The organism is Bradyrhizobium sp. KBS0727 (assembly GCF_005937885.2).
Taxonomy (GTDB): Bacteria; Pseudomonadota; Alphaproteobacteria; order Rhizobiales; family Xanthobacteraceae; genus Bradyrhizobium.
Genome location: NZ_CP042176.1, coordinates 2,919,076 through 2,935,346, shown reverse-complemented (window position 1 = coordinate 2,935,346; position 16,271 = coordinate 2,919,076). Strand labels below are relative to the sequence as shown.

General features: G+C 62.5%; 15 protein-coding genes. 7 read left to right on the top strand and 8 right to left on the bottom strand.

The features are described from left to right. Window positions 1-27: 27 nt before the first annotated feature. The 3 genes from moaA to FFI89_RS13320 all read left to right on the top strand — a co-directional run bounded on the left by moaA (window position 28) and on the right by FFI89_RS13320 (window position 3,564). A complete protein-coding gene (gene moaA / locus FFI89_RS13330) occupies window positions 28-1,062 on the top strand; it encodes a GTP 3',8-cyclase MoaA (protein WP_210249113.1) in 1,035 nt (344 codons plus the stop codon). A 364-nt stretch (window positions 1,063-1,426) separates the two neighbouring features. Further along, the gene (locus tag FFI89_RS13325; protein ID WP_138837211.1) at window positions 1,427-1,966 is read left to right on the top strand and encodes a TRAP transporter small permease subunit; all 540 of its coding nucleotides are present in this window, start codon (window positions 1,427-1,429) and stop codon (window positions 1,964-1,966) included. Then, window positions 1,963-3,564 (top strand): TRAP transporter large permease subunit, encoded by a 1,602-nt coding sequence (locus FFI89_RS13320; protein ID WP_138837209.1) that lies wholly within the window; start codon window positions 1,963-1,965, stop codon window positions 3,562-3,564. The genes FFI89_RS13325 and FFI89_RS13320 overlap by 4 nt, the downstream gene beginning before the upstream one ends. A 135-nt stretch (window positions 3,565-3,699) precedes the next feature. Here the strand turns inward: FFI89_RS13320 and FFI89_RS13315 are convergent, their stop codons facing one another. The 4 genes from FFI89_RS13315 to FFI89_RS13300 all read right to left on the bottom strand — a co-directional run bounded on the left by FFI89_RS13315 (window position 3,700) and on the right by FFI89_RS13300 (window position 8,148). Beyond that, entirely contained in the window at window positions 3,700-4,788 is a 1,089-nt protein-coding gene (locus tag FFI89_RS13315) for a TRAP transporter substrate-binding protein (protein ID WP_138837207.1), read from the bottom strand. 258 nt (window positions 4,789-5,046) lie between these two features. Then, window positions 5,047-6,135 (bottom strand): TRAP transporter substrate-binding protein, encoded by a 1,089-nt coding sequence (locus FFI89_RS13310; protein WP_074827997.1) that lies wholly within the window; start codon window positions 6,133-6,135, stop codon window positions 5,047-5,049. 207 nt (window positions 6,136-6,342) lie between these two features. Further along, a complete protein-coding gene (locus FFI89_RS13305) occupies window positions 6,343-7,494 on the bottom strand; it encodes an Mrp/NBP35 family ATP-binding protein (protein WP_138837205.1) in 1,152 nt (383 codons plus the stop codon). A gap of 216 nt (window positions 7,495-7,710) precedes the next feature. Beyond that, on the bottom strand, window positions 7,711-8,148 hold the full coding sequence (locus FFI89_RS13300; protein ID WP_138837203.1) for a VOC family protein: 438 nt from the start codon (window positions 8,146-8,148) through the stop codon (window positions 7,711-7,713). A gap of 231 nt (window positions 8,149-8,379) precedes the next feature. Between FFI89_RS13300 and FFI89_RS13295 the strand changes: the two genes are divergently transcribed. The 4 genes from FFI89_RS13295 (at window position 8,380) to FFI89_RS13280 (ending at window position 11,982) form a co-directional block, all read left to right on the top strand. Continuing rightward, entirely contained in the window at window positions 8,380-9,249 is an 870-nt protein-coding gene (locus FFI89_RS13295) for an NAD(P)-dependent oxidoreductase (protein WP_138837200.1), read from the top strand. 282 nt (window positions 9,250-9,531) lie between these two features. Then, window positions 9,532-11,133 (top strand): HAMP domain-containing sensor histidine kinase, encoded by a 1,602-nt coding sequence (locus FFI89_RS13290; protein WP_138837198.1) that lies wholly within the window; start codon window positions 9,532-9,534, stop codon window positions 11,131-11,133. Window positions 11,134-11,177: 44 nt separating this feature from the next. Beyond that, window positions 11,178-11,381: a DUF1289 domain-containing protein gene (locus FFI89_RS13285; RefSeq protein ID WP_138837196.1), complete on the top strand. Its 204-nt coding sequence runs from the start codon at window positions 11,178-11,180 to the stop codon at window positions 11,379-11,381. Window positions 11,382-11,409: 28 nt separating this feature from the next. After that, a complete protein-coding gene (locus tag FFI89_RS13280) occupies window positions 11,410-11,982 on the top strand; it encodes a TIGR02281 family clan AA aspartic protease (RefSeq protein ID WP_138837194.1) in 573 nt (190 codons plus the stop codon). Here FFI89_RS13280 and dusA read toward each other — a convergent pair. The 4 genes from dusA to FFI89_RS13260 all read right to left on the bottom strand — a co-directional run bounded on the left by dusA (window position 11,944) and on the right by FFI89_RS13260 (window position 16,232). Next, complete coding sequence (dusA, locus tag FFI89_RS13275; protein ID WP_246669446.1) at window positions 11,944-12,903, bottom strand: tRNA dihydrouridine(20/20a) synthase DusA; 960 nt, start codon at window positions 12,901-12,903, stop codon at window positions 11,944-11,946. The genes FFI89_RS13280 and dusA overlap by 39 nt on opposite strands. 714 nt (window positions 12,904-13,617) lie before the next feature. Beyond that, a complete protein-coding gene (locus tag FFI89_RS13270) occupies window positions 13,618-14,319 on the bottom strand; it encodes an NAD(P)-dependent oxidoreductase (protein WP_138837190.1) in 702 nt (233 codons plus the stop codon). A gap of 65 nt (window positions 14,320-14,384) precedes the next feature. Further along, window positions 14,385-15,293, bottom strand: a complete 909-nt coding sequence (locus FFI89_RS13265; protein ID WP_246669445.1) for an SDR family NAD(P)-dependent oxidoreductase — start codon at window positions 15,291-15,293, stop codon at window positions 14,385-14,387. A gap of 9 nt (window positions 15,294-15,302) precedes the next feature. After that, on the bottom strand, window positions 15,303-16,232 hold the full coding sequence (locus tag FFI89_RS13260) for an enoyl-CoA hydratase/isomerase family protein (RefSeq protein WP_168212882.1): 930 nt from the start codon (window positions 16,230-16,232) through the stop codon (window positions 15,303-15,305). Window positions 16,233-16,271: the final 39 nt, after the last annotated feature.

Genomic DNA, 16,271 nt, shown 5'->3' with positions numbered 1-16,271 from the left:
CAAGGCACGCCAGCAAAGCACCCATCGATGAGCGGACCTGTGTTGAATTCTCCCGATCTGTTGTTCCGCCCCATGGTCGATCCGTTCGGCCGAACCATCCGCTATCTGCGGGTGTCGGTCACCGATCGCTGCGATCTGCGCTGCTTCTACTGCATGTCCGAGGACATGACGTTCCTGCCCAAGGCGGATCTGCTGACGCTCGAAGAGCTCGACCGGCTGTGCACGGCCTTCGTCGCCAAGGGCGTGCGCAAGATCCGCCTCACCGGCGGCGAGCCGCTGGTCCGGCGCAATGTGATGACGCTGGTGCGCTCGCTGTCGCGGCATCTCGGATCCGGCGCGCTCGATGAACTGACGCTGACCACCAACGGCTCGCAACTGGCGCGCTTCGCCGGCGAGCTGCGCGACTGCGGCGTGCGCCGCGTCAACGTCTCGCTCGATACGCTCGACGCGGCAAAATTCCGCGCCATCACCCGCTGGGGCGATCTCGACAAGGTGCTGGCCGGCATCGAAGCCGCGCGCGCCGCGGGCCTCGCCGTGAAGATCAACGCGGTGGCGCTCAAGAACATGAACGAGGAGGAAATCCCCTCGCTGATGCAGTGGGCGCACGGCAAGGGCATGGCGCTGACCCTGATCGAAGTGATGCCGATGGGCGATATCGGCGAAGGCCGCATCGACCAGTACGTGCCGCTGTCGCTCGTCCGCGCACGGCTCGAGAAGCACTACACGCTGACCGACCTCGACGACGACACCGGCGGCCCCGCCCGCTATGTCCGGGTCGCCGAGACCGGCGGCAAGCTCGGCTTCATCACGCCGATGACCCATAATTTCTGCGAATCCTGTAACCGGGTACGGATCACCTGCACCGGAACCCTGCACACCTGCCTCGGGCACGAGGATGCCTCCGATTTGCGCAAGCCGTTGCGGGCCTCCGTTGACAACGACCTGCTCTCCGCCGCGATCGATCGCGCCATCGGCCTGAAGCCGAAGGGCCACGACTTCATCATCGACCGCCGGCATAACCGCCCGAGCGTCAGCCGCCACATGAGCGTGACCGGCGGCTGAAATTTTCGGTATGAATGACGGCCTCCCCGCGCAACTAGTTGAGGCCGCGTCAATTTGCCCATTTTCCAATTGACGGCGCCACACGGCGCTGAAATGGTGCCCCGGCTTTCATGCCAGCGCGGCCGGAACAGGCCGCTGTACCCGTTACCTTAGTTAAAGCGGGTGCAGCCAAGACGGCGGAAGCACAGGATTGGGGGAGGACACTCGTTGCAATCGCTCCTGCGAATGAGCCATGACGCCGTGCGTTTGACGCGCGGACGCGGTGTTGCGCGTCCAGCGCCAGGTCATAGCGCCGCGCGCGGGGGCGTTGCGACATCGGTTGAAACATCCGGCGCGCTGCAATGACGTGTCCGAGGAGAACGTGATGCGCCCAATGCTGGCAATCAGTGAAAGTATCGACTGGCTCAATCAGAAACTGGGCGACGTCTGCAACTTCCTCGTGCTGGCGGCCTGCGTGGTCAGCGCCGGCAATGCAATGATCCGCTACGCGTTCGGCTACAGCTCCAATAGCTGGCTCGAATTGCAGTGGTACATGTTCGCGATCTTCGTGATGTTCGGCGCCTCCTACACCTTCAAGCGCAACGAGCATGTCCGCGTCGAGATCCTCTATCTGATGCTGTCCGAGCGCGGCCAGCTCTGGCTCGACCTGATCGGCACGCTGTGCTTCCTGATCCCGTCCTGCCTGCTGCTCAGCTATCTGTCCTGGCCGTTCTTTATGCAGGCTTACAATGTCGGCGAAATTTCCAGCAATGCCGGCGGCCTGGTGCGCTGGCCGATCAAGATCGTGGTTCCGGTCGGCTTCGTGCTGCTGGCGCTGCAAGGTGTCTCCGAGGTGATCAAGCGCATCGCCGCACTGAAGGGTTATGTCGTGATCGATGCGAAATACGAGAGGCCTACGCAATGATCACGCTGGAGATGATGCCGCCGATGATGTTCGGCGGCCTGGTTCTGGCCATGCTGATCGGCTTCCCGGTAGCGTTTACGCTCGCCGCGCTCGGCCTCGCCTTCGGCTTTCTTTCGATCCACCTCGGCTTCTTCGACCTGAACTTCCTGCAGGCGATCCCCGGCCGCATCTTCGGCAGCGTGCTTTCCAACGAGTTGCTGCTGGCGATCCCGTTCTTCACCTTCATGGGCGCGATCCTCGAGCGCTGCGGGCTTGCCGAAGACATGCTGGATTCGATGGGCCAGCTGTTCGGCCCGATCCGCGGCGGCCTCGGCTATTCCGTCATCATCGTCGGCTTCATCCTCGGCGCCATCACCGGCACGGTGGCGGCGCAGGTCATTGCCATGGCGCTGATCTCGATGCCGGTGATGATCCGCTACGGCTACAACATGCGCTACATCACCGGCGTGCTGGCGGCCTCGGGCACCATCACGCAACTGGTGCCGCCCTCGCTGGTGCTGATCGTGCTCGCCGACCAGCTCGGCAAGTCGGTCGGCGACATGTATCTCGGCGCCTGGGGACCCTCGGTGTTCCAGATCTTCCTGTTCGCCGGCTACACCTTCCTGCTCAGCATCATCAAGCCGAGCCACGTCCCGGCAGTGCCCAAGACAGCGCTGACGCTGACCGGCTGGCCGCTGTGGAAGAAGTGCCTGCTCGGCATCATTCCCTCTGCCGTGCTGATCTTCGTGGTGCTGGGCACCATGATGCTGGGCCTGGCGACGCCGACGGAAGCCGGCGCAATGGGCGCCATCGGCGCCATCGTGCTCGCCGCGATCCATCACAAGGAGCTCAGCTCAACCGGGCACAAGATGGTCCTCGTCGGCATCATCGCCACCGGCATCGGCACGATCATCGGCATGTTGCTCGGCGACGGCAAGCTGTTCAAGCTGACGTTTGCGGTGGTCTACATCGCCGTGGTCTGGATCTGCCTCGAGGCCGTCCGCATTCCGGACCTGCGCGACCTGATCAAGCAGGGCTACGAGACCACCATGCGCATCTCCACCATGGTGGTGTTCATCCTGATCGGCTCGACCTGCTTCTCGGTGGTGTTCCTCGGCGTCTCCGGCGGCGTCTGGCTCGAGCACATGCTGACCTCGATCCCGGGCGGCGTCTGGGGCTTCCTGATCTTCATCAACCTGTTCATCTTCTTCCTGGCGTTCTTCCTCGACTTCTTCGAGATCGCCTTCATCATCCTGCCGATGATCGCGCCGATCGCGCAGAAGGTGCTGGCGCCGGTGGTCGGCCCCGATGCCGCGCTGATCTGGTTCGGCGTCATGCTGTGCGTCAACATGCAGACCTCGTTCCTGCATCCGCCGTTCGGCTTCGCGCTGTTCTACCTGCGCGGCGTCGCGCCGAAGGAAGTCAAGAGCTCCGACATCTACTGGGGCGCGCTGCCCTGGATCGGCCTGCAGCTGATCATGGTGGCGATCGTGATCGCCTTCCCGGTCGTGGTCACCGGCCTGCTCGACAAGCCACTCGACGTCGACCTCTCCAAGGTCAGGATCGAGGTGCCGCAGATCGAATTGCCACCGCTCGATTTCGGCCAGCCTTCGAAATAGCTGAGATCACCTGCCGACGTGAAAAACCCCGGAGCTTTCGCTCCGGGGTTTTTTGTTTGCGTCGGCTTCGAATGGTTTTCTTGACGCGTTTTCTTCACGCGAACCGGTACCCACTTCGCTCGAAAACGCTATGGATCAGCTCTGCGAGTGGCGCGCCATGAAATTGTCGTAGCCGACTTCGGCGACCTGGAACCACTGGTAGCCGTTGCTGGAGAAGCTGGTCAACGATTCCAACAGCTTCTTGAAGTTGGGGTTGGTCGCGGCGACTTCGCTGTGCAGTTCCTTTGCCGCCTTGAGCGAGGCTTCCATCACAGCGGGCGGGAATGCGTGCAGCTTGGTGCCGGCGGCGAGCAGTTTTTTCAACGCCGTCGGGTTGGCCTGGTCGTATCGCGCCATCATCCAGTTGTTGGAGAAGTGGCCGGCCTGCTCGAGAACGCTTTGATAATATTTCGGCAGCGCGTTCCACTTGTCGAGGTTGACGATCGCCAGCAGCATCGGGCCGCCTTCCCACCAGCCGGGATAGTAGTAGTGCGGCGCGACCTTGAAGAAGCCGAGCTTCTCGTCGTCATAGGGACCGACCCATTCGGCGCCGTCGATCGTGCCTTTCTCGAGCGCCGGATAGATGTCGCCGCCCGCAAGCTGCTGCGGGACGCAACCGAGCTTCTGCATGACGCGGCCGGCAAAGCCGCCGATGCGGAATTTCAGTCCCTTGAGATCGTCGACGGTGTTGATCTCCTTGCGGAACCAGCCGCCCATCTGGCAGCCGGTGTTGCCGGCCAGCAGCGAGGTGACGTTGTAGCTCTTGTAGAACTCGTTCAGGAGCTCCTTGCCGCCGCCCAGCATGTACCAGGCCTGGTTGATGCGCGAGTTCGGTCCAAACGGCACCGACGAGCCGAACGTAAAGGTCGGGTCCTTGCCGAAGTAATAGTAGGAGGCGGTGTGGCCCATTTCGACGGTCGCGTTCTGCACCGCGTCGAGCACCTGCAGACCCGGAACGATCTCGCCTGCCGCAAAGGTCTGGATCTGGAATTTGTTGTCGGTGGCTTCGCCGACCAACTTGGCCATCATCTCGGCGCCGCCGTGCAGCGTATCGAGCGATTTCGGCCAGCTCGTCGTCATCCGCCACTTGATCTCCGGCATCGACTGCGCGATGGCCGGCGCAGCCAGCGTCGCCGCACCCGCGGCACCGAGGCCGGTGACCTTGATAAAGTCTCTTCGCTTCATTGCATCCGTCCCTGTTGGTTGTGTCATTCAGCCTTCGTGTCGAGGCCTGCGGCCAGCATGGAGCATCCGGTTCCGGATATCCATCCCGAACAGGTCCGAAAACGCAAAAAGCCCGGCCCCCTTGCCGGGACCGGGCTTCATTTCGCTAGAGCCCCGTTCCGATGGAATCGGAACGGGGCTCTAGATTTTTGATTTGACGCGTTTTCTTAACGCGAGCCGGTTTCCACTTCGCTGGAAAACGCTCTAGTCAGGATCAGATCAGCCGCGCGTGCGCGAGCGGATCATAAAGGTGTCGAAGGTGTATTCGGCAACCTGCCACCACAGATACTGGTCGGAACGGTAGGCCTGCATCGCGTCGATCGACTTCTTGAAGTCGGCGTTCTTGGCCGAGAGTTCGCCCCACAATTCGTTGGTCGCCTTCAGGCAGGCTTCCAGCACTTCGTTGGTGAACGGACGCAGCTGCGTGCCGCCGGCAACCAGACGCTTCAACGCCGTCGGGTTCTGCATGTCGTAGCGCGCGGCCATCCAGCTATTGGCGTTCGCCATCGCATTGGTGAGAATCGCCTGGTAGTTCTTCGGCAGCGAATTCCACTTTTCCAGGTTGGTGAAGGCGTGCACCATCGGGCCGCCTTCCCAGAAGCCCGGATAGTAGTAGTACTTCGCGACCTTGGCGAAGCCGAGCTTCTCGTCGTCATACGGTCCGACCCACTCGGCGGCGTCGATGGTGCCCTTTTCGAGCGCCGGATAAATGTCACCGCCGGCGAGCTGCTGCGGCACGACGCCGACCTTCTGCAGAACCTGTCCGGCAATGCCGCCGATGCGGAATTTGAGGCCGGAGAGATCGGCAACCGTCTTGATCTCCTTGCGGAACCAGCCGCCCATCTGCGTGCCGGTGTTGCCGCAGGGGAAGCCGATCACGCCGAACTTCTTGAAGAACTCGTTGCCGAGCTCCATGCCGCCGCCCTGGTACCACCAGGAGTTCTGCTGGCGCGCGTTGAGGCCGAACGGCACCGAGGCGTAGATCGCGAAAGTCGGATCCTTGCCGACATAGTAGTAGGAAACGGTGTGGCACATCTCGACGGTGCCGTTGGAGGTCGCGTCGAGCGCCTGCAGGCCGGGAACGATTTCGCCGGCCGCGAACACCTGGATCTGGAACTTGTTGTCGGTCATTTCGGCGACGTATTTCGAGACCTGCTCGGCGCCGCCATAGATGGTGTCGAGCGATTTCGGGAAGCTCGACGTCATACGCCACTTGATCTCAGGCGACGATTGCGCGATGGCCGGCGAGGCGACGGCCGTCGCGGCAGCACCGGCCGCTGAAACTTTCAAAAAATCACGACGCTTCATTCAATCTCTCCTTGAGACGGGGCGTTTCCCATATTTCCTCGAGCGGTCCTCCGGCGGGCGAATTCCACGTCATCCGGGGCGCTCTGGCCGGGGCGGCTTAGCACGGAAGTTGGCCGTTCGAAAACGCGACGAAGGCATGACTGCACTGATTAAACGAAAGTCGCATACCGCATGGCGCGGTGCGATTTCAGGCACCATTTCGCGGCCTCAGGCCGCGGCGATGGCGGCTTTGAGTTGATCGCGAACCTGGGTGCCGATGGCGCGATAGATCGCCGCGTGCGGCCCGTCGGGCTCGCTGGCGACCACCGGATTACCGGCATCCGAAGAGGTCCTGATCGACATATGCAGCGGGATTTCGCCGAGGAACGGCACGCCCAGCCGCTCCGCCTCGTGCCGCGCGCCACCGTGGCCGAAAATATCCGATCGCGTGCCGCACTCCGGGCACTGAAAGTAGCTCATGTTCTCGACGATGCCGAGCACGGGCACGTTGACCTTCCGAAACATCGCCAGTCCCCGCCGCGCGTCGATCAGGGAAAGGTCCTGCGGGGTCGAGATGATGACCGCCCCTTTCAACGGCACGTTCTGCGCCAGCGTCAGTTGCGCGTCGCCGGTGCCGGGCGGCATGTCGACAACGAGAATATCGAGCGTGCCCCACGCCACATCGCGCAGCATCTGGGTGATCGCCGACATCACCATCGGGCCGCGCCAGATCATCGCGGTATCTTCCTCGACCAGGAAGCCGATCGACATGATCGAAAGCCCGAAGCGCTGGATCGGAATCATCTTTCGGTTATCGTCGAGTTGCGGCTTCTCGTGAATGCCGGTCAGCCGCGGCACCGAAGGGCCGTAAATGTCGGCATCGAGCAGACCGACGCGTAAGCCCAGGTCGCGCAAGCCCAGCGCCAGGTTGAGCGCGGTGGTCGATTTTCCGACGCCACCCTTGCCCGAGGCCACCGCGATCACAGCGGCGACGCCTGGAATTTCCGATTGCTTGGACATCGGCGACGCCGGGCTTTGCGGCGGCTTGTGGGCGGCGACCGGCTGCACACCGGGAGCATGAGCATGCGAATGGCGATGCGGCGCGGCTTGCGGCGCGGCCGCCGGCGACCCCGCCTTGCGCTCGGCCGTCAGCGCGATCATGGCGACCGTCACGCCGGGGATCGCGCGCACGGCGGCTTCGGCCTGCACGCGCACGCTTTCCCAGGCGCGGGCTTCCGCCGCGTCGACATTGATCGAAAAGAACACCTTGCCGTCAGTGACCGCGATCTCCGACAGCACATTGGCGTTGGTCAGGGGAACGCCGCGCGGCGACGCCACCTTGGCGAGGGCATCGAGAACCTGTTGCTGCGTAACGCTCACCGCGCATCTCCTAATAGCCTTCGGTTCTGATTACATCAGAACCGGGCTTTACTTTTGTTTTGACGCGTTTTCTACCGCAGATAAGTCTACGCAATCTGCGTAAACTTGATTGCTATACGAACCGGATTCCACCCACGGATCAAGTCCGAGGGCATGCTTCGCTCGAAAACGCTATGGCATTCGGATGCGACAGATAGAGCCTAACCGCCCAAAAGGCTACCTCGCCCCGACGTCATCCCGCCGCTCGGCCGGCGCCACCACGCCGCCTTCCTTGGCGGCCTCGTAGTTCAGTTCGATCATGACCCCGTTGGGATCGTCGACGAAGATCTGCCAGAGATCGCCGCCCGGAACCTGTCGCGAGTCATAGGCCATACCCTTGGACTCGAGCCGCTTCTTCATGCCGTCGAACCCGGAACTGGCAAACGCGACGTGATGGACGACGCCGGAATCCGGCTTCTGCGGCTCGTCGGTCTTTGAAATATCGACCAGGTGCACCACCGCCTTGCCCTCGCTGTACATCCAGGCGCCGGGAAAGGCGAAGTTGGGCCGGGGGCCCTTCTCCAGCCCCATCACGTCCTCATAGAACCGGACCGTGTCGGCAAGATTCCGGGTCCGGATATTGAAATGGTCAAGCACGCCCACGCTGACGCCCATGCGATGTCACTCCCTTTTTTGTGAAGTCTTAAACGCGCGGCCGATCCTAGCACAAAACCGGGCTCGCCCACCAAACGAAGCCGTTGCCCTTCATGACGCAGGGTTTATGGTGCGGTTCCCGCCTCCGGGGCCCCCTCTCCGGCTCTCGAAAACGCAGAGAACACCGTCCGGCCAGTTCAATGTCCGGTCAAAACCCCCAAGAAAACCCCAAGGTAAGACAAGGTAGCACACATGGCTAAAGTCGCTTTTCTCGGTCTCGGCGTCATGGGTTTCCCGATGGCAGGACATCTGGTGAAAAAAGGCGGCCACGACGTGACCGTGTACAACCGCACCGCGGCCAAGGCGAAGGATTGGACCGACAAGTTCGGCGGCCGCGCCGCCGCCACGCCGAAGGCCGCCGCCGAAGGCCAGGATTTTGTGATGTGCTGCGTCGGCAACGACAATGATCTGCGCGCCGTCACGGTTGGCGCCGACGGCGCCTTCGCCGGCATGAAGAAGGGCGCTGTATTCGTCGACCACACCACCGCATCGGCCGAGGTCGCCCGCGAGCTGGATGCCGCGGCCACCAAGGCCGGCTTCAAGTTCATCGACGCACCGGTGTCCGGCGGACAGGCCGGCGCCGAGAATGGCGTGCTGACCGTGATGTGCGGCGGCACGGAAGACGCCTATGCCGGCGCCGAGCCTGTGATCGCGGCCTATGCGCGGATGTGCAAGCTGCTGGGACCCGCGGGAAGCGGCCAACTGACCAAGATGGTCAACCAGATCTGCATCGCCGGCCTGGTCCAGGGCCTGTCCGAAGGCATTCATTTCGCCAAGAAATCCGGCCTCGACGTTCCAGCCGTGATCGAAACCATCTCGAAGGGCGCAGCGCAGTCCTGGCAGATGGAAAACCGCTACAAGACCATGAACGAAGACAAGTTCGATTTCGGCTTCGCGGTCGAATGGATGCGCAAGGACCTTTCGATCTGCATCGCCGAGGCCCGCCGCAACGGCGCCAGCCTGCCGGTGACCGCGCTGGTCGATCAGTTCTACGCCGAGGTCGAGAAAATGGGCGGCAAGCGCTGGGATACGTCGAGTCTCTTGGCGAGGTTGCAGCGCTGAACTGGTTTCGTAACGGCTGGTCTTGTGGCCTCATGGTTCGAGACGCGCGAAAACGCGCTCCTCACCATGAGGGTCTCAGACCTCGTGAGGATCCTGAGACCTCATCCTGAGGAGCATCGCAAAGCGATGCGTCTCGAAGGATGAAGCCACTGCCGCCAAACGTTAATTTAACTACCCGTTAACGGTTTTCTTTAGCCCTTTAAGGTAAGGGTTAATGATTTCGCGCCACAGATAGACAATGCAAAAGCTCGCGCCGTTCGCGGGCAGGATTTGTGTTGTTTGATGAGTAATCCCGCAGAAAAGCCCGAAGTCGTCCAGCTTCCGGCCGAAACGCCTGCAGCAGCGCCGGTCAACAGCCGGCGCGCCGCGGCGCAGCGGGTGCGCGAGGCCCGCGACCGGTTAACGTCGACCTCGGGAACCCGTCCGGCTTTCGACACCGAGTTGCTCCGGCAATACGCCCAGACCCGGATGTCGGCCTCCTATGTCGTGATGTTGCTGGTGGTTGCCACCGGCGTGCTGTTCGGCCTGTGGATGCAACCGCTGTGGTCCGCGGCCTGGACCGTCGGCATGCTCTGCATCCACGCCGCGATCATCCGCAACTGCGCCAAATTCCTCGCCGAGAAGCCGTCGCTCGCCGCGACGCGCAAATGGCGCATCCGCTTCGTGCTGCTCGACCTGCTCTACGGATTGTGCTGGACCGCGATCCTGATCCATCCGGCGGGGCTCGACGTCGTCTCCAACACGATGATGATGTTCCTGATGCTGCTGGTGATTGCGGTATCGAGCATGCTGGCGGCAAGCCTGCCGATCGCGGCACTGGCGGCGACCGCGCCGGTGACGGCCGCGATCGCGCTCAATTTCGTGCTGGCCGGGACGTTCGACAATTACGTGCTGGCGCTGCTGGCGATCGCCGCCGAAGGCTATTTCGCGTTGCTTGCGCATCGCCTGCACTCGACCACGCTGGCGACGCTGGAAGCGCGCGCCGAAAAGGACGCGCTGATCGGCGAACTCGAACAGGCCAAGGCGATTTCCGACGAGGCGCGGCACCGCGCCGAATCCGCCAACGTCGCCAAGTCGCGGTTCCTGGCGCAGATGAGCCACGAATTGCGCACGCCGCTGAATGCGATCCTCGGCTTCTCCGAGGTGATGAAGAGTGAAATCTTCGGCCCGCATACCGTGCCGGTCTACAAGGAATATTCCGCCGACATCCACAATTCGGGCGTCCATCTGCTCAACCTGATCAACGAGATTCTCGACCTGTCGCGGATCGAAGCCGGCCGCTACGAACTCAACGAGGAAGCGGTGTCGCTGGTGCATGTCGTCGCCGACTGCCATCACCTCCTGAAGCTGCGCGCGACCAGCCGCGGCATCACCATCCACGAAGTGTTCGAACAGGGCATGCCGCGGATCTGGGGCGACGAACGCGCCACGCGCCAGATCGTGCTCAACCTCTTGTCGAACTCGATCAAGTTCACGCCGCAGGGCGGCGAGATCTGGCTGAAGGTCGGCTGGACCGCGTCCGGTGGTCAGTATCTGAGCGTCAAGGACACCGGCTCCGGCATTGCCGAGGACGAGATCCCGATCGTGCTGGCGTCGTTCGGCCAGGGCTCCAACTCGATCAAGTCGGCCGAGCAAGGCGCCGGCCTTGGTCTACCGATCGCGAAAAGCCTGATCGACATGCACGGCGGCACCTTCACGCTGAAATCGAAGCTGCGGATCGGCACCGAAGTCATTGTCACCTTCCCGCCGGAGCGCGTGATGTCGGCTCTGGCGCCGATGGCCGAGGAAGCCCCGCCCCTGCAGCCGGAAACCGCGACCGCTCCCACCGAAGCCAAGCGTCGGGCGCGCAACAAACCGATCATGAGTGCCGGGACCGGACTGTAACGGGGGCGCTTGCGCAAGCGGGCAAACCATTTCACACTTCCACAATGAGCAAAGAAACGCCGTGTATCGCAGTCTGCATGATCGATCCCAGGACCAAACTCTGCTTCGGCTGCGGACGAACGCTTCCGGAGATCGCGCGCTGGCACAAGATGGACAGCGCGGAGCGGTTGGCCGTGATGGAGCGGCTGGCGGAGCGTATGGCCGATGCGGGCCTCGCGCCGATGGCGCCGCAGCCCAACCGCGGCTGATCGGCCGAGGAATCGACGGAGGCGTGCCATGAGCCGCATCCTGCTCGTTCTCGTGATGCTCGCCGCCACCGCCGGCGCCGTGATCGCCTATGGCGATCCCGATCAGATCGCGCGCGCCAGCGAACAGGTCTCCCATATGCTGGGGCGGAGCGCCGTAAAACCGGCGCCCGCGGTCGAGATTGCGCGGGGCCAGGCCGGCGAATTCGCACTCAACGTCAAGATCAACGGCGTCAAGGCGCCGATGGTGATCGACACGGGTGCTACCTCGGTGGTGTTGACCTGGGAAACCGCAAAGGCGATCGGACTGCCGCTCGATATGCTGGAATATAACGTCGACGTCGAAACCGCCGGCGGTCACACCAAGGCGGCGCGGCTGACCATCGACCGTCTCGCGGTCGGCCATCTCGTTGAGAAGTCAATTCCGGCGTTGGTGGTGCAGCGCGGACAGATGAAAACCAACCTGCTCGGCATGAGTTTTCTCGATCGGCTGGAGAGCTGGGGCGTGCAGGCCGACAGGTTGAAGCTGCACGGCTATCCCGACGTTACCGGCAGCATCAATGGTTCAGGCAGCCATCGACGCAGGCGCACCGCCGTCAACTAGCGCCATCGCATCGACCAGAACGTTGACGCCGGCCCCTGCCCTGACGCCGTTTTCGGCCAAATGACGGCGGAACGCACGTGCGCCCTTGACGCCGTGGAACGCGCCGACGAAATGCCGCGTCATCGAATGCAGCCGCGTGCCTTGCGCGAGTTGCTGCTCGATATAGGGAAGCATTGCCGCGAACACGTCCTTCATGGTGGCAAACGGCGCCGCCTCGCCGAACAATTCCGGATCGACGTCAAGCAACCGCCACGGCTCCTGATAGGCCGCCCGCCCCAGCATCACGCCGTCGACGTGATCGAGGTGAAGCCTTGCCTCCGCGATGCTGCTGATGCCGCCGTTGATGATGACGGGCACATCCGGCAACGCCGCCTTCAGACGGTAGACCCTGTCGTAATCGAGCGGCGGGATGTCACGATTTTCCTTCGGCGACAGTCCGTTGAGCCAGGCCTTGCGGGCATGCACGATCAGGGCGTCGCTGCCCGCCGCGATCACACCGCGCGCCAGCACGTCGAGCGCGATTTCCGGATCCTGGTCGTCGATGCCGATCCGGCATTTGACGGTGACGGGAATCTTGACCGCGCGCTTCATCGCGGCAACGCCCTCGGCGACCAGTTCAGGCTCCGCCATCAGGCAGGCGCCGAACCGGCCGTCCTTCACCCGGTCGGACGGACAGCCGACATTGAGATTGATTTCGTCATAGCCGAAATCCTCGCCGATCCTGGCGGCCGTGGCGAGATCGCGCGCGTCGGAACCGCCAAGCTGCAGCGCCACCGGATGCTCGCTGGCATCAAAGCCCAGCAGCCGCTGGCGGTCGCCATGGATGATGGCACCGGTCGTCAACATCTCCGTGTAGAGCCGGCCTCGCCGCGTCATCAGACGGTGGAAGACACGGCAATGCCGGTCGGTCCAGTCCATCATGGGCGCAATGCAAAATCGATGCGCTAACATGTTGATGTTATTTCGCTTTATCGTCTGATCCGGAATAGCTGAGTTTTGGGCCGACAGAAGTTCAAAGCTGACTATTGGGGCATTTTCCTTTCATTTCAAGTTCTTAAGTCGATCACCCTGTTGTCCCTCGATGGCACCGTACCTTCTCCGGTACAGCATTGCAGTACCGAACGAGCTCATGCAGTACCGCGCTAGTTCCGACCCTCTTTACCAATCCCGTTTGCCTTCGGCCGCAAAGTAACGCGCCGCACTGGCCACGCCTAGGATAGAACAAGTGCCATCGCAGTTTCGGCGGCGATAGAGCAAGGAAACCTGCGGTCGGCGATCCCGGGGTTGGCGGTTGCGCTATCAGCGTTGCAAAAGCTTCAGCCCACATTGGGCTCGAAGAACGGGTGTTGCCCTCCGAAGGCAAAGGTCACACGTTCGAATCGTGTCGGGTGCGTCAGTTTTTTCTTATTTTACAGCGCGATATGCGCGATCCGATAAAGACTCCAGCGCCAGCGCATTCGAGCGAGTCAGCAACCCGAAGAAAATTTCGACGCTGAAGGCAAGGGTCACACGTTCGAATTGCGTCGGGCGCAAGCGATCAGTCGGGCCAAGGATCAGCGCATGAGCGGGGATGACCCTCCGCTAAGCTGCAGGACATCCGGTTGACCTGAGCGGCAGAATGGATGCGTTTTCGTCTCAATAGCCGATGGTGAAGCGGCGCTGGATGTGCCGTGGAAGCTCTGCCTCATCGATCAGGGCCACGGCAGCGTCCTCGAATGAAATCCGGCTCCGCCCGTTCGCGTCGACGAGCAGTTGATCGCCGCCCAGTCTGAATCGGCCGGTGCGCTCGCCGGCGTAAATTGAGCCCGCCGGGCTGAAATAGGTCCAGAGCCGGTTCGACATTCGATAGACATTCAGAGCGTCGCGATGACCGCGCACCGCGGCCTCATAGTCGCCTGGAAGTCCCAAAAGCTCGAGGCCCCGCCGCAGCTCTTCTGGAGAATCGGCACTCGTCACGCCCGGACGAATTTCCAAGCTGCCAGCGCCTCCGACCACAATCAGCCGCGTCCGCGGATGATCCTCGAGACCGGACAAAAGCGCCTTTGCGGCGGTCACATAGACGGAGGGATCCGCGATCGCGCGTGTAACCGAGTCACCGAAGTCCTTCGATGCGTTGCCGGGTTGGTAGAGACTGATAAGTACATCGAGCCCCCCGATGTGGCGACGCACCGAGTCGGCGTCGAGCACATCGACCGCCTTCCAGCCGATGTTGGGGTCAGCTTCCCCTGGTTTCGCTAGGTCTCGCGTGAATCCGGTGACCCGATGACCACGGCCAACCGCCTCTCGAACCACGCGCTGCCCAATGTTGCCCGTGGCCCCGATTATCCCGATATCCATTCCAACCGCTTCCTTCTTACGTTTCGATTATGAGGAGATGTTCCTCGAAGCTCTTTTCGTGCCCGTCAATTCAGGATTACGGCGGAGCCGCCACCGTCGATCGCAAGCGCCTGACCGCTTACGTGGCGCGACGCTTCAGAGGCGAAGAACACGACCGGCCCCTTGATATCGTCGTCGCCGCCGACGCGGCCCAGCGGAGTGACCTTCGCGATCTCATCGGCCCGTTCTGCCAGCCCGGCCGACAGCTTGGTCGGGAAATAGCCCGGACAGATGGCGTTGACGTTGATGTTGTGCTTGCCCCACTCGGTCGCGAGCGCTTGGGTAAGCGTGATCAGCGCGCCTTTGCTTGTATTGTAGGCGACCGAGAAGCCCCCGCCGTCGGGGCGAGGACCGCCGAACCCCGCGATCGACGCGATGTTGATGATCTTGCCGGACTTATTGGGGATCATCGAGCGGCGCGCGACCTCGCACGCAACGTGAAAACACGCATCGACGTTCAGCCCCATCACCTTGCGCCAGGCTTCCGGGCTGTGCTCGACGGCCGGGGCGCCCCACACCGTCCCCGCGTTGTTGACGAGGATGTCGATCCTTCCATAGTGGTCGAGCACCGCGCCGACGAGGCTCGCGGCGGCGGCGGCCGCAGCGCCGAGGTCGTTCGCGATGGTCAGGACCTCGAAATTCGCTTTCCGGAGAGCGGCCGACGCGGCATCAAGTTCGCTCTGCTTTCGCGCGCTGATCGCAAGCCTGCAGCCCATCTCACCGAGCGCCTCGGCCATCTGGAATCCGATGCCGCGCGAACCGCCCGTCACCAGCGCAACCTTTCCGCTGAGATCAAACAGCTTGTTTGCCTGCATCGTCGACCCCTCCCTGATCGTGTTCACTCTGGCCAATAGACGATCTGCCGCCGGCTCGACGCGCCAACAGGTCCACGAGTTGTCTCGCGAGTCGGCGGCGATGCGCTCGACTTCACCCAATCTACTTGCCTACAGGTCCGCGATCTTGCGACCGAGGTCGAGTTCGAACTCGCCGGGGGTCCCAAGGCCGCGTTCACGGGATTTGGTCATCTTTTGGAGTGCTACCTGAGACCTCAGGGTCCCGCCGAAGATCACTTGCGTCGATTGAAGCTCAGCCTGGCGGGGAATGCCGCTTCGATTGAGGATCGCCTTGGTGGCATTCAGCGCCTGGCTATCGAACGACAGAATGCGGCGCACGAAATTGGCGACGAAGCCATCGAGCTTCGCGTCCGGGATGGCGCGAGTGATCCAGCCATATCTCTCTGCCGTCTCGGCATCGAAATCATCTCCGCCGAGCGCGATCTCGATTGCCCGCGAGCGCCCGACCATGAGGGGCAGCCGGTCGAGCGCGCCCCCGCCCGCAATCAGGCCGAATCCGACCTCTGGTTGACCAAAGATAGCTTTCTCTCGACTGGCGAAGCGAAGATCGCAGGCCAAGGCGAACTCGGCGCCACCCGCACGAGCCCGGCCGCGTACGATTGCGATGCTGACAACGTTGCTGTGGGCGAGCCGGCTCGCCGCCTCGATCCAACGCGGCTTGCCGAAGCGGCTGGTCGATTCCCCCACGCCATAATGGGCGAGGAAGAAATCCGGATTGGCGCTCTCGAAGGTCACGACCTTGAGGGACGGCTCGGCCTCGATTGCTTCGACCAGGTCGAAGATCTCGTCGTACATCTGATCGTCGATTGTGTTGATCGGTGGATGATTGAGCGTCACCCGCCAATGGCCCGGCACCTGCTTGTCGGTGGTGATCCTGGTCGTCACGTTGCTCATTTTGTTTCCTTTCGCGTTGTCCGTTGCTGCATTGGCCTGCCAGGCTTTTGCAGATCCGGGGGACGCCAGAGTGGCGGCCACAGCCCCGGTAACGGCAATGAAGGTCCGTCGATCAATCTCGGTCATTGGCGACTCTCTGCCTGGATTTTTGCCGGGCGCGAGGAC

Excerpts from the sequence above, each read along its gene's own strand:
- FFI89_RS13285 (WP_138837196.1), top strand. The coding sequence starts at position 11,178 with ATGAGCAAAGAAACGCCGTGTATCGCAGTCTGCATGATCGATCCCAGG.
- FFI89_RS13270 (WP_138837190.1), bottom strand. The coding sequence starts at position 14,319 with ATGGATATCGGGATAATCGGGGCCACGGGCAACATTGGGCAGCGCGTG.
- FFI89_RS13260 (WP_168212882.1), bottom strand. The coding sequence starts at position 16,232 with ATGACCGAGATTGATCGACGGACCTTCATTGCCGTTACCGGGGCTGTG.
- FFI89_RS13300 (WP_138837203.1), bottom strand. The coding sequence starts at position 8,148 with ATGGGCGTCAGCGTGGGCGTGCTTGACCATTTCAATATCCGGACCCGG.
- FFI89_RS13310 (WP_074827997.1), bottom strand. The coding sequence starts at position 6,135 with ATGAAGCGTCGTGATTTTTTGAAAGTTTCAGCGGCCGGTGCTGCCGCG.
- FFI89_RS13315 (WP_138837207.1), bottom strand. The coding sequence starts at position 4,788 with ATGAAGCGAAGAGACTTTATCAAGGTCACCGGCCTCGGTGCCGCGGGT.
- moaA (WP_210249113.1), top strand. The coding sequence starts at position 28 with ATGAGCGGACCTGTGTTGAATTCTCCCGATCTGTTGTTCCGCCCCATG.
- FFI89_RS13320 (WP_138837209.1), top strand. The coding sequence starts at position 1,963 with ATGATCACGCTGGAGATGATGCCGCCGATGATGTTCGGCGGCCTGGTT.
- FFI89_RS13280 (WP_138837194.1), top strand. The coding sequence starts at position 11,410 with ATGAGCCGCATCCTGCTCGTTCTCGTGATGCTCGCCGCCACCGCCGGC.
- FFI89_RS13295 (WP_138837200.1), top strand. The coding sequence starts at position 8,380 with ATGGCTAAAGTCGCTTTTCTCGGTCTCGGCGTCATGGGTTTCCCGATG.
- FFI89_RS13290 (WP_138837198.1), top strand. The coding sequence starts at position 9,532 with ATGAGTAATCCCGCAGAAAAGCCCGAAGTCGTCCAGCTTCCGGCCGAA.
- FFI89_RS13325 (WP_138837211.1), top strand. The coding sequence starts at position 1,427 with ATGCGCCCAATGCTGGCAATCAGTGAAAGTATCGACTGGCTCAATCAG.
- dusA (WP_246669446.1), bottom strand. The coding sequence starts at position 12,903 with ATGATGGACTGGACCGACCGGCATTGCCGTGTCTTCCACCGTCTGATG.